Consider the following 11254-nt stretch of genomic DNA (forward strand, 5'->3'; position numbering starts at 1 on the left):
TAATATCACTACAACCGCGGCCTCACGTGCTGTGACTTGTGCTGTGAATGGATTAGATTCATAGATATGCGCCGAGCCGTCTGCCCTGGATCCTATGACCCGCTGCACAACGGGCACGTTGAAATTATTGCCCGTGCCGCCAGCATGTACGACGAAGTGATCGTCGCCGTCTCCACCAACTATGCGAAGAAATACAGGTTCTCCCTGGACGTGCGCCTGGATATGGCGCGCCAGACCCTGTCCTACCTGCGGGGGATCACCGTAGAGCCGATGGGCGACGGGCTGCTGGCGGAATTTTGCCGTAGCCATGGTGCAGGTGTCATTATCAAGGGACTGCGTTCCACGCAGGATTACCACTACGAACTGCCGATGGCCCGGATGAACCGCCATCTCACTGGCGTCGAAACGGTGTTCCTGCCGGCAGAGAACAGTTACACACATCTCTCATCCACTTTGATTAAGGAAGTGGCGGCGCTCGGCGGTGATATCGCGGACTTTGTTCCCAAAGCCGTGCTGCAACGTTTCCAGCAGGACGAACAAGGACAATAGTCCTGCGGAGCGTCCATTTGAGAGTATGGGCAACTTCGCGCTAAGATAATACGTCGGTCATATGTTCTATAGGAGTTCTCATCGTTGTGATCATGAATCATGATCAAAAATCGCCCCTGGCCATTTCGGTCAAGGATCTCGGGCGCAGCCCGGGTACTATGCGGACCCTGAACGAGCATGTACCTGCACCGGATCAGTTCGGTGCAGCACTCATTGGCGTGCAGGAAGGCTCTGATATGGAGCTGGATCTGCGGCTTGAGTCCGTACACGAAGGCATTCTGGTTTCCGGCACTGCCACCGTTGATGTAACGGGGGAGTGCGGGCGCTGCTTGGATGCAATCGAGTATGATCTCTCCGTCAGGGTGCAGGAACTCTTCTACTACGAGGGCTTCGATCCGCAGGATCAGGGTCCGGATGATGAAGAGGCTGACGAGCAGCGGCGGGTAGAGCGCGATTCAATCGATCTCGAACCGGTGTTGCGGGACGCAGTGGTAACCGCCCTGCCGTTCCAGCCGGTGTGCCGGGAAGACTGTAAAGGCCTTTGTCCTGAATGCGGGATGCGCCTTGAAGAGGATCCGGGCCACCAACATGAGGTTTTGGATCCTCGCTGGGCAGCCCTCGCCGGGTTGGCTGGCACAGCTGCCGATGAGGCAGCAACACGTACAGAGTCAGACGAGAGAGAAGAGAGTTAGTCGTGGCTGTTCCCAAGCGGAAAATGTCCCGCTCGAATACGCGCGCACGCCGGTCCCAGTGGAAGGCAACTGCGCCCAACCTGGTCAAGACCGTTGAGAACGGCCGTGTCACCTACAGCCTGCCTCACCAGGCCAAGGTCGTCACCGACTCGGCAGGCACTGCGCTGTTCCTTGAGTACAAGGGCCGCAAGGTAGCCGACGTTTAATAGCGTCCGCATGCCTTCAACTGAAGAGCTTTTGAAGCGTCTCGGCGTCGAAATCGACGCCGAGACGCTTCGTCTTGCTCTGACACATCGCTCCTACGCGTATGAACACGGCGGCCTGCCGACCAATGAGCGCCTCGAATTCCTGGGCGACTCCATTCTCGGCTTCTCCGTCACTGATGCGCTCTACCGCGACAATCCTGACCTGCCCGAGGGCGAGCTGGCCAAACGCCGTTCCGCCGTCGTCAGCACCCGTGCGCTGGCAGGAGTTGCCCGCGACCTGGATCTGGGCCAGTACATTCTGCTCGGCCAGGGCGAAAAGCTGACCAACGGCGCGGACAAGTCTTCCATTCTGGCGGACACGGTCGAAGCGCTGATCGGTGCTACCTACCTTGTCAACGGCATCGAAACCGCGCGCAGGATGGTCATGCACCTCATTTCCCCGCTGCTCGCGGATGCCGAGGCGCTGGGCGCAGGCACTGACTGGAAAACGAGCATCCAGGAACTGGCCGCCGCCCGTAAGATGGGCAGCGTCGAATATGCCGTCCAGGGCTCCGGACCAGACCACGCCAGAACGTTCGTGGCAACGCTGCGCATCGGCGGCACCGCTTACGGCCAGGGCACCGGCCACTCCAAGAAGGAAGCCGAGCAGGAAGCTGCCGCCGTCTCGTGGCGCCAGCTGCGTTCCGTCGAACCCGCAGATGCCTGAACTGCCTGAAGTCGAGGTGGTACGCCGCGGCTTGGCCCAGTGGGTCCGCGGCCGCACCATTACCGGCGTCGAGGTCCTCGACGAGCGTTCCATCCGCCGCCATGCGCTGGGCGCCGAGGACCTGCGCGGCAACCTTGAGGGTGCACGGGTGGAAGACGTGGCGCGCCGCGGGAAGTTTCTCTGGCTGCCGCTGCGCGAAGAAACCTACAACGACGGCGGTGCGCCGCAACTTGCGCTGATGGCCCATCTGGGGATGAGCGGGCAACTGCTGGTCGAGGATTCCGTCCAGCCTGATGAAAAGCACTTGAAAGTCCGCCTCACCCTGAGCCCTGCCGCGAATGCCGACGGCACCCCCATGCCTGCCGAATTGCGCTTCGTTGACCAGCGGATTTTCGGCGGAGTTTTCCTAGCGGACCTGATACCAACGGTGGACGGACACGCGGGAGGACTTTCGGAAAGCGGCCTGCCGCTGGTGCCGGTGGAGGCCGCGCACATCGCCCGTGATCCGTTGGATCCTGCGTTTTCGTTCGATACTTTTTACCGCCGCCTGCGTGCCCGCCGCACCGGAATCAAACGCGCCATTCTGGACCAGGGTCTGGTCTCCGGGATCGGAAACATCTACGCCGACGAAGCCCTTTGGGCAGCTAAGTTGCACTATGCCCGGCCCACCGACACCATGCGGCGCAAGGAAGCGGAACGGCTGGTCGAAGCTTGCCGCGACGTCATGAACCGCGCACTGGACGCCGGGGGCACCAGCTTTGACGCCCTGTATGTGAACGTCAACGGTGCCTCGGGATACTTCGCCCGGTCATTGAACGCCTACGGGCGCGAGCGGGAAAACTGCAACCGCTGTGCCGCGCTGGGACTGGAGACAAAGATCCGGCGGGAAGTCTTCATGAACCGTTCCTCCTACTCCTGCCCAGTGTGCCAGCCGAGACCGCGCAACGGCCGCTGGTAGCCCGACCGTACCGCTGGTCTGCCTTGAAGCGGCAGGTAGCCAATATCGGAACTCCGTAGGGTTTTCCCAAGGTTTGCCATTGACCTAACAACCAGGGGTTGTTAGGTTCGGCCCATACCTGTTCGTAGTTCCACTTCCTTTGCGATGAGGCAAATATGGCTAGTGCCGGACTGTTATACGTAGGCGCAGTTCTTTTCATCAACGGGCTGATGCTGCTTGGCCGGATTCCCGGAAAATCGGCCGCAATCCTCAATCTTTTCGTCGGTGCCCTGCAAACCGTGGTGCCTCTGGTCCTGCTGTCCCAGGCGCAAGGTGAACTGGCCGCCACGTTTGCGGCAGCCGGTCTGTTCCTGTTCGGCTTTACCTACCTCTACGTAGGCATCCTGCAGTTGACAGGCATCAGTGCAGAAGGACTGGGCTGGTTCAGCCTGTTCGTAGCCGTGGTCGCCGTAGTCATCGGCGTCCTCAGCTTCACACTGTTATCGGATCGTCTGTTCGGCGTCATCTGGATCACGTGGGCCGTGCTGTGGTTCATGTTCTTCCTCCTCATGGCACTGGGCAAGGACTCGATCACCGCCGCCACCGGGTGGTTTGCCATCTTCTGCGGCTGGTTGACCTGCACCATCCCGGCGCTGCTGTTGCTCAGCGGCAGCTTCGTCTCCACGGCCACTACTGCATGGGTGGGAGGTCTGGTTTTCGCCGCATCCTTCGCAGCCTCGCTATTCCTAGGGCGACCACGAGATCGGACTAATCGGGATGAAGTAGGCCCGGCTACAGCGCAGGGAGCGGCTTCATGACCCTTTACGAATACCGCTGCGGCCAGTGCGCTGCAGTCGAGTTGAATTTCGCGATGGGGCAGGCACCGCAGAACACCGAATGTCCTGGCTGCGGACGGGAGGCCCGCAGGGTCTTCAGCGCGCCGAGACTCTCCATCGCCGGGACCAGCGCTTACAAACTGCTGGACAGCACGGCGAGGAGCGCTCACGAGCCGGACGTAGTCTCCGGGTTGCCCGGCAAGAAGGCGCCCAAGCAACGTTATACGCACAATCCGCTGCACCAGAAGCTTCCGCGGCCCTGATCCGACAGGGCAGCAGAAACATAAGAGGAGTAGAGAATAATGCCAGAAGTCATTTTCCCGCTCGACTCGAGCAAGAAATTCGAAGACCAGGAAAAAGTCGGACACAACCGCTACCACCCGGAGATCCCGCCCGTTGCGACCGTAAAGCAGGGCGTGTCCGTCCGGATCGACTGCCGTGAATGGTTCGACGGTGCCATCGTCAATGACGACTCTGCGGAAGACATCCTCAATGCCCCGCTGCTAACGGTACACAAACTCAGCGGGCCGTTCGCCATCGAAGGAGCCCAGCCGGGGGACCTGCTCGTCGTCGACATACTGGATGTCGGACCGATTCCGCAGGAGGACTCCGGGCCGCTGGCCGGCCAGGGCTGGGGCTACACCGGCATTTTTGCGAAGACCAACGGCGGCGGTTTCCTCACGGAGCAGTTCCCCGATGCCTACAAGGCCGTCTGGGACTTCACCGGGCAGAAAGCGACCTCACGCCACGTGCCGGGTGTGTCATTCAACGGCATCATCCACCCGGGACTGATGGGTACCGCTCCCTCGGCAGAGCTGCTGGCCAAGTGGAACAAGCGCGAAGGCGACCTGATCGCGACGGATCCGGATCGGGTGCCGCCGCTGGCACTGCCGCCGGAGCCGCAGCACGCACTTCTCGGTGGTGTACCGGACTCGGATTTCGACCGTGTGGCAGGGGAAGCCGCCCGCACAGCGCCGCCACGCGAGAACGGCGGAAACCAGGACATCAAGAATCTGACCAAGGGGTCGCGGATCTTCTATCCGGTGTTCGTTGATGGTGCCAACTTCTCGCTCGGGGATCTGCATTTCTCCCAAGGCGACGGCGAGATCACCTTCTGCGGGGCCATCGAGATGGGCGGGTTCATCGACCTGCGCTTCGAAGTGATCAAGGGCGGGATGGACACCTACGGCGTCAGCGAGAACGCTATCTTCATGCCCGGCACCGTGGACCCGCAGTTCAGCGAGTGGCTTGCCTTCTCTGGAACCTCGGTCACCTTGGATGGCAAGCAGCACTATCTGGACTCGCACCTGTCCTACCAGCGCGCCTGCCTCCACGCCATCGACTACCTGACCAAGTTCGGCTACAGCCCCGAGCAGGCCTACCTGCTGCTGGGCGCCGCACCGATCGAGGGCCGGCTGTCCGGGGTGGTCGACATCCCGAACTCTTGCTCGACGGTGTATCTGCCGACGTCGATCTTTGACTTCGATGTGCGGCCATCGGCGAACGGACCGTTCCAGATAGACCCCGGCATCGGCGCCCCCAAGGCTTCTGCAGGCTGAGCAGAGACTACAGCGGTGCCGCGGACGTCGCTAGAGGCAGGCGTCCGCGGCATTGCACTGCCGGCAAGCTTGGCTCAGGTGGCCAGCTCGGCCAGCGCCGCATCGGTGAAAGCCGGCCAGGCCTCGGCCGCCCAGGGGCCGAAGTCACGGTCCGTCAGCGTGACACAGGCGGCGCCGGCTTCCGGATCCACCCAGAGGAACGTCCCGGACTGGCCGAAATGGCCGAAAGTACGCGGTGAACTGTTCCCGCCGGTCCAGTGCGGCTGCTTGCCGTTGCGGATTTCGAAGCCCAGACCCCAGTCATTGTCCTTCTGGCGCCCGAAGCCGGGCAGCACGCCCGCCAGCCCGGGGAAAACCACCGAGGTGGCTTCGGACAGCGTGGACGGATCCAGCAGCCGCGGTTGCTGAAGCTCTGCTGCGAAGCGCGACAAATCGGCGACGGTTGAGGTAGCTCCGGCGGCGGGGGAGCCCGCCAGTGAGGTCCGCTGCATGCCCAGGGGCAGCAGGACACCGTCGCGCAGGTAGTCGGCGAAGGCCATTCCGGTTGCGTGTTCCACGGTTTCGCCGAGGACCTCGAATCCGGCATTGGAGTACAGCCGGCGTTCGCCGGGGGTATAGCGCACGGAGCGGTCGCCGAAGTCGTAACCGCCGCTGTGCGCCAGCAGATGCCGGACGGTCGAACCCTCCGGACCTGCGGGCTGGTCCAGTTCCAAGGCGCCCTCTTCCACCGCCAGCAACACGGCATAGGCACTGAGCAGTTTGGTGACGGAGGCCAACGCGTAATGGCGGTCCTGGTCTCCGTGGGAGCCCAGGAGGCCGCCGTCCTTTCCGATCACGGCGGTCGACGCATTCGGGACCGGCCAGTCGGCGATATGTTTCAGGCTCTGCATACTGATTCTCCTACGGGTGGTGGTTAAGCGCGACGGCCGGACCGGCCGAGGTAGTGCTCCGCGAGCCGGTCCAAGCCCTCTTCGATGCTGACCGCAGGGGACCAGTCCAGCACCTCGCGCGTGCGGCGTTGGTCGAACCAGTGCGCGGTGGAGAGCTGTTCGGCCAGGAACCTTGTCATTGGCGGTTCGTCGCGGACCAGGCCGCGTTTACCGGCTGCGGTCCAGGCGCGCTCGATCACACTGCCGGCACCCCGGGCCAGCCAGCCCGGCACATTCCAGGCAGGAGGCCTCACGCCGGCAGCCGCGCAGATGCCGGCCAGCAGTTCGCCTACCGGCCGCGGCTGGCCGTTGGTGACCACCAGCGCCTGCCCGTGGGCGTGGTCCATCCGTTCCAGTGTCCGGGCAATGGCGGCGGCGGCGTTGTCGATGTAGGTGCTGTCGATCAGCGCTGTGCCATGGTCCAGCAGGGGCAGCCGCCCCGCCCGTGCCCGCGCCACGACCCGCTCCACCAGCTGGGTGTCCCCGGGGCCCCAGACGACGTGCGGGCGCACGGCGGCCACCCGGAAACCGGGGGAGTCTTCCGCCAAGGCGAGCAGCTCTGCGGCGGCCTTGGACCTGGCATAGTTTCCGTGTGCACGTTCGGGATCCGCAGTGCCCGCGCCGGCGCCGGCAATGGCCGTTCCGAAATGGGCGACCGACGGCGAAGAGACGAATACAAAGTCCCGCACGCCGGCACCACGGGCGGCCTTGAGCAGACCCCGGGTACCGTCGATATTGGTGGCGACAAAGTCGCTCCATTCGCCGGTAAAGGAAACCTTTGCAGCCAAATGCACGACGGCGTCAACACCCGCAACTGCGCGGGCCACAGCCAACTCGTCGGTCAGCGATCCTTGAACCGTTTCTGCCGGTGCCCCATCTTGGGCCAAGGCCGCAGGGCGCCGCTGGAAGGTGCGCACGCGGTGGCCTTGCTCCACCAGCAGCCGTGCGACGGCGCCACCAAGCATGCCGCTGGCGCCAGTGACCAGGATATTCCGGCCTTGGGCCGTTCCGGTGCTCATGGCTGGCCCATCCGTCCTCCGGCCAGCGCCTTCGCTGCCCACTGTGCCAATGCCGCCCGGTCGATCTTGGAATTGTGCCGGATATCGGTAGGCAATTCGGGCACCTGCAGGACGGAGGCAAGATCCAGACCTGTCTCTGCCGCTACCGTCTCGCGCACCTTGGCACTGAGCTTCCAAGCGGCCGGCGCCGGCTTCCGTGCCTTCGGCTGCGTTTCGACGACGGCGACCGGAACCTGGGCACCAGCGGGGCCGACGCCGACCACGGCCGCCCGCGCCACCTGGGGGACCGATTCGGCTGCCTGCTCGGCGGCCACGGGCGTCTTGACGCCCTGGGCGGTGGTCAGGACGTGTGCCAGCCGTCCCTCAACCCAGAGGCGTCCGGCGTCGTCGAGATGCCCCACGTCGCCGGTGCGGTGCCAGCCGGGGACGGATCTGCTGCGCGATTCGGTGATCCACAACCGGTCATAGCGGTCCTTCACGTGTGGAGCACTGACCAGGATCTCGCCGGTGACACCGGGCCGGGTGATGGGGTCATCGGTGCTGCTGCCATCCGGGTTCAGGGCGGTGAAGGCAACCTTGGCGCCGGCGACGGGAGTGCCGACGCACACGCCGTTACCCTTACCAGCTGCCCGGATTTCCTCGAGGCTGATGTCGGTGACGGGCAAGGCCTCGGTCATCCCGTACGGCGTGTGCAGGGATGCGTTGGGGACCAGCCGCTGGACTTTGGCCAGCAGCGGTTCCGGGATCGGCGCGCCGGCAGAGAGGAGCAGTTCAATCTCTCCCAAAGCGCCGCGTTGCCTGCCGGACAGCTCGGCGGCGGTAGCCACAACGTTGTTCAGCGCCGCCGGGGACGCGAAAACGGCGGTCGCTTGTACTGCTGCCGCGGCTTCGGCCAGTGCCGCCGCGGTCAGGGTCTTGGGCGCTGTGACATCCATGTCGGGGGTGACCGAGGTTGCCCCCAAGGCGGGCCCCAGCAAGGCGAAGGGGGCGAAACCGGCAACCAGCGCGGTGCCGGCCTGCAGCTTGTACGTATCCTTCAGGGTGTCCCGCATGGCGGCCAACTGCCGGTGCGTGTAGACCACGCCCTTCGCCGGTCCGGTGGAGCCGGAGGTGAACAGGATAGCGGTATCCGCGTCCGGATCCGGATCCGTTGTGACTGCTGCGGTACCGGGTGTGTCCGGGATTGACTGCAGCAGGTCCTCCACCGTGTGGCTGACGCCGTACAGTGCGCGTTTGGGTGCGCTCATGGCCGTCGCACTGATCTTCACCCCGGGCCATTGGAAGAGCCGGGCGGCGACGAAGGCGCGTTCGATTCCGATGATGAACTTCGGGCCGGCGCCCTTGATGGCACGGCTCAGGCCGGTGGCGCCCAGGCCGGCGTCGGCCACCACGATTACGGCGCCGAGCTTCAGGCACGCGTAGATCAGGCTCGTCAATTCGATGCCGGGCGGCACCAGCAGGTTGACCCGGTCTCCGGCCTTGACACCGATGGACGACATGCCTGCCGCCAGGCGGTCCACAACGGCGGCAAGTTCGGCCCATGACAACGTCCGCGGGCCGGTTCCCGGCTCGGCGTCGAGCGGGGCCATGTCCACCACGGCGGGCGAACTGTCCCCGGCCCGCTCGGCCAGTTCGGCCAACATGGGGCGGAACGAGCCCGTGCCTACTGCGGTCACCGTCGGTGTGGCTTCAGTTGAGCCGGTTTCCGGAGCACTGGCATCTGCCATTGCATGGGCCGGTGCGCTTTCGCCGCTACCGAGGTCCACGCCGGGCTTCAACCGGTCCAGCCAGCCGAAGATGGGCGTGGCGATGTCTGCGTCTTCGGGGAGCAGATGGCCGGCACCCTCGAAACGGTGCACGTCGGCCTGCGGCAGTCGCTGCAGCAGATCGCGCAGGTAACGGTCGGAGAAGATCGGATCCTTCGGCCCCCACAGGACCAGGGCCGGAACGTCCAGGGAACGGATGCCGTCGGCTACCTCGGTGAGCGTGCCCCAGCTGGGGGCAGCCTGGTCCGCGGGGATGTCGGCGACGAAGTTGCCCACCCCTGACCTGCGTCCGGCGCTGCGGTACGGTGCCATGAAGGCTTCGCGGACGTCCTTGGCGAGCGGGGGATGCGCCAACGCATGTGTCACGCGGAGGAAAGCGGCCGACGTCGTCGTTCCCCAGCTGTGCACGGCCGGGTGCAGCGCGAGCTGCAGCGGGGCGGGAACGGAGTAGCCGGCCGGATGAACGGCGGTGTTCGTTAGTACGACGGCGGCGAGCTGCTGCCGGTGGCGCGTGGCCCAGCCGAGGGAGACCAGGCCGCCCCAGTCGTGGCCGACGGTGACGACCGGCCCCGTCAGGTTCAGCTCCCGGGTCAGGTCGCCCAGATCAGTGATGCGGTCCTCCAGCCGGCGGAACCTACCGGTGCGGGCGGAGAAGCCCATGTCCAGCTGGTCGACGGCGACCACCCGCCAGGGCTGCTCTGCCTCGGTTGCTGCCGCCAGCAGGCTGCGCCAGAGGTAGGACCAGGTGGGATTGCCGTGCACGCAGAGCAACGTGCCGGCGGGCGTGATCCCGCGTTCTTCCAGCTGGGGGCCGTTGTCGAGCAGATGCCAGGTGTGCGTGCTGCCGTCCGGGTCCGCTGCCGCCGTCGAAGGTACGTTGACGTGGCGGGACCAGACAGCCAGGACACCTGGCCACAGCTCAGTTACCACGCAATCTCCATCATGGCCGTGTTCAATCCGGAGCCCACGCCCATGCACAGCACACGGTCGCCGGCGTTGAGGCTCTGCGCTTCCTGGGCCAGGGTCATCGGCAGCGATGCCGGACCCACGTTGCCCCATTTCGGGAAGGTGATCGGCACTCTGTCCTTCACGAGGTTGACGGCCTTGATGATGGCGTTGGTGTAGGAATTGGAGACCTGGTGGGTGACGTAGCGGTCCATGGACCGCCAGTTCCAGCCGTTGTCATGCGCTTCGTGCCACGCCGTGACCACCAGTTCCAGCCCGCCCTCCAGTAGCCCCTTGGTATCGGTGAACATGCCGTCCTGCCCGCCTACGCACAGTCCGTGGTGTTCGGTTCCGGCGCGGGAAACGCCGCCGATGATCCGGTGCGAGCCCGGGTGCAGGTCCGCCGGGCCGATTACGGCAGCGGCCGCGCCGGAGCCCAGCGTCAGCGTGGCGAATTCGCGCAGGTAGTCCTCCCGGGAGGAGTCCGGGTCGTTCAGCCGTTTGAAGGTGGTTTCCTGGGTCTGCTGCGCATCTTCCCCGGCGACGATGAGCGCGTATTTGATCTGGCCGGAGTCAATCATGTTGGCCGCCAGGGTGATCCCGTTGACGAACCCGAGGCAGGCATTGGCCAGGTCGAAGTTAATGGCCGACGACGGCAAACCGAGGCTGTGGTGGATCTTCACCGCCACGGAAGGCTCAAGGTTCTTGCGGGTCACCGACGTATTGATCAGCAGGCCGATTTCGTCGGGCTCGATGCCTGCCTCGGCCATGGCTTTGGCACCGGCTTCGATGGCGGCGTCGTCGAAACTTGTGCCCGGCGACCACCAGCGGCGTTCGGACACTCCGGCGACACGCTCGAGCAGACGCTTGGAAAGGCGCAGACGCTTGAGGCTGGGGGCCAGGCGCTCGTCGAACTCCGCGGAACTGACGACTACCGGCGCCTCCACACTCGTGACGGCCAGCAGTGCCGTGTTGTCATGTCGAAACGTCGCGTTACCGATCAATATCCAGCCTTTATTCGTGTTTCTGTCCGCGGCACCGGTCCGCGCCTGTGATGCACCCCGAAACCTTAACTATGCACCTAATGCGGCCGTTCCCGCACATGCACCG

General features: G+C 64.6%; 12 protein-coding genes. 8 read left to right on the top strand and 4 right to left on the bottom strand.

The window, feature by feature from the left end; genetic code table 11:
* Positions 1-66: 66 nt before the first annotated feature.
* The 8 genes from coaD to fmdA all read left to right on the top strand — a co-directional run bounded on the left by coaD (position 67) and on the right by fmdA (position 5485).
* Positions 67-549, top strand: coding sequence for a pantetheine-phosphate adenylyltransferase (gene coaD, locus HGO92_RS14885; protein WP_169996156.1), 483 nt, complete (start codon positions 67-69; stop codon positions 547-549).
* Positions 550-665: 116 nt separating this feature from the next.
* Complete coding sequence (locus HGO92_RS14890) at positions 666-1241, top strand: YceD family protein (RefSeq protein ID WP_169996265.1); 576 nt, start codon at positions 666-668, stop codon at positions 1239-1241.
* A 2-nt stretch (positions 1242-1243) separates the two neighbouring features.
* Positions 1244-1447 (top strand): 50S ribosomal protein L32, encoded by a 204-nt coding sequence (rpmF, locus tag HGO92_RS14895; protein WP_055240805.1) that lies wholly within the window; start codon positions 1244-1246, stop codon positions 1445-1447.
* A gap of 10 nt (positions 1448-1457) precedes the next feature.
* The gene (gene rnc / locus HGO92_RS14900) at positions 1458-2153 is read left to right on the top strand and encodes a ribonuclease III (protein ID WP_169996158.1); all 696 of its coding nucleotides are present in this window, start codon (positions 1458-1460) and stop codon (positions 2151-2153) included.
* Entirely contained in the window at positions 2146-3111 is a 966-nt protein-coding gene (gene mutM, locus HGO92_RS14905; RefSeq protein ID WP_169996160.1) for a bifunctional DNA-formamidopyrimidine glycosylase/DNA-(apurinic or apyrimidinic site) lyase, read from the top strand. The genes rnc and mutM overlap by 8 nt, the downstream gene beginning before the upstream one ends.
* A gap of 155 nt (positions 3112-3266) precedes the next feature.
* Positions 3267-3908 (top strand): AmiS/UreI family transporter, encoded by a 642-nt coding sequence (locus HGO92_RS14910; protein ID WP_169996162.1) that lies wholly within the window; start codon positions 3267-3269, stop codon positions 3906-3908.
* Positions 3905-4189: an FmdB family zinc ribbon protein gene (locus tag HGO92_RS14915; protein WP_169996164.1), complete on the top strand. Its 285-nt coding sequence runs from the start codon at positions 3905-3907 to the stop codon at positions 4187-4189. The genes HGO92_RS14910 and HGO92_RS14915 overlap by 4 nt, the downstream gene beginning before the upstream one ends.
* Before the next feature lie 39 nt (positions 4190-4228).
* On the top strand, positions 4229-5485 hold the full coding sequence (fmdA, locus tag HGO92_RS14920; protein ID WP_169996166.1) for a formamidase: 1257 nt from the start codon (positions 4229-4231) through the stop codon (positions 5483-5485).
* 74 nt (positions 5486-5559) lie between these two features.
* Here fmdA and HGO92_RS14925 read toward each other — a convergent pair whose 3' ends face one another.
* Genes HGO92_RS14925 through HGO92_RS14940 form a run of 4 tightly spaced genes read right to left on the bottom strand, consistent with a single transcriptional unit; the run spans position 5560 to position 11148 of the window.
* Complete coding sequence (locus HGO92_RS14925; RefSeq protein ID WP_205834521.1) at positions 5560-6375, bottom strand: serine hydrolase domain-containing protein; 816 nt, start codon at positions 6373-6375, stop codon at positions 5560-5562.
* Positions 6376-6398: 23 nt separating this feature from the next.
* Positions 6399-7433 (bottom strand): NAD-dependent epimerase/dehydratase family protein, encoded by a 1035-nt coding sequence (locus tag HGO92_RS14930; protein WP_169996168.1) that lies wholly within the window; start codon positions 7431-7433, stop codon positions 6399-6401.
* Positions 7430-10129 carry an alpha/beta fold hydrolase gene (locus HGO92_RS14935; RefSeq protein ID WP_169996170.1) on the bottom strand — a complete coding sequence of 900 codons (2700 nt, stop codon included), beginning with the start codon at positions 10127-10129 and terminating at the stop codon, positions 7430-7432. Before HGO92_RS14935 ends, HGO92_RS14930 begins: the two co-directional genes overlap by 4 nt.
* Entirely contained in the window at positions 10123-11148 is a 1026-nt protein-coding gene (locus HGO92_RS14940; RefSeq protein WP_205834522.1) for a 3-oxoacyl-ACP synthase III, read from the bottom strand. The genes HGO92_RS14935 and HGO92_RS14940 overlap by 7 nt, the downstream gene beginning before the upstream one ends.
* Positions 11149-11254: the final 106 nt, after the last annotated feature.

It is taken from the genome of Crystallibacter degradans, from assembly GCF_012952295.1.
Classification (GTDB): domain Bacteria; phylum Actinomycetota; class Actinomycetes; order Actinomycetales; family Micrococcaceae; genus Crystallibacter; species Crystallibacter degradans.